The sequence below is a fragment of the Halomonas sp. SpR1 genome (assembly GCF_031010175.1).
Taxonomy (GTDB): Bacteria; Pseudomonadota; Gammaproteobacteria; order Pseudomonadales; family Halomonadaceae; genus Vreelandella.
Genome location: NZ_JAUAMB010000083.1, coordinates 1 through 1,083 on the forward strand (window position 1 = coordinate 1; position 1,083 = coordinate 1,083).

2 protein-coding genes are annotated in these 1,083 nt (G+C 60.9%); both read left to right on the top strand.

All coding sequences use genetic code 11. The annotated features are described in order from the left end of the window. Positions 1-273: phage tail protein (locus QT231_RS24195; RefSeq protein WP_308339323.1), on the top strand; the 273-nt coding region annotated here is incomplete at its 5' end. 2 nt (positions 274-275) lie between these two features. After that, the coding region (locus tag QT231_RS24200) for a contractile injection system protein, VgrG/Pvc8 family (protein ID WP_308339324.1) at positions 276-1,083 on the top strand (808 nt) is incomplete at its 3' end.

Genomic DNA, 1,083 nt, shown 5'->3' on the forward strand with positions numbered 1-1,083 from the left:
TTCACCGGTGGCCAGCCCCACCTGGATCAACTGCGCGACATGGCCAGCCAAGGCCACGCTTGGCCATTGATCGAAGGCACCGGCAAAAACTACGGCTTTTTTGTCATGGAAAGCATAAAGGAGCGCAAGGTCGCCTTAATGCGCGACGGCGCCGCCCAGCAAATAGATTTTGATATGGTGATGCACCGGGTAGAAGACGATAACGGCAACCTGCTGGCCATGCTCGGCCCGCTGGCAGGCATGGCCCTGCGCGCCGTGCCAAGGTTGGTGTAAGCATGATTCCCGCCCGACGCCCCGCCTACGCCATCGGCGGCATGGCTGCCACCGGCCGCCTGCAAAGCCTCACTATCACCGACCGGCGCGGTACCACCACCGACGAACTCACCCTAACCCTGGAAGATCACGACGGCCGCCTCGCCATTCCCCCACGCGGAAAAATACTCACCGTGGCCCTAGGCTGGGAAGGCGAAGCCCTGGTGGATCGCGGCAGCTTTACGGTGGATGAGGTTGAACACTCAGGCGCCCCGGATGTGCTCACCATTCGTGCCCGCAGCGCGGATCTACGCAAAGAGAACCCCGCCAAACGCTGCGAAAGCTACCACGAAAAAACACTCGAAGAGATCGTCGCCACCGCAGCTGGCCGACTTGGCTTGGCCCCGAACATCGCCAATGCGCTGGCAGGCATCTTTATCGACCACATCGACCAAACCGACGAAAGCGACCTGCACTTTTTGCACCGTCTGGCAGAACGTTACGACGCCCTGTGCATGGCCAAAAACGGCAACCTGCTGTTTATGCCCATGAACGGCGGCGTGACCGCTGGCGGTACGCCCATCCCCATGCTCACCCTCAAGCGTGGCGTAGGCGACACCCACCGCTATCTCATCGCCGACCGTGAAGAGTTCACCGGCGTGCTCGCCTACTGGAGCGACTTGGACGAAGCGGAACGCAAAGAGGTACTGGTGGGCAGCAGCGACAACACCAAGCGGCTACGCCACACCTACGCAAGCGAAGCCCACGCCATTGAAGAGGCAAGCGCCGAACTCAAGCGCCTGCAGAGGAAACATTCAGAATTAACGCTGG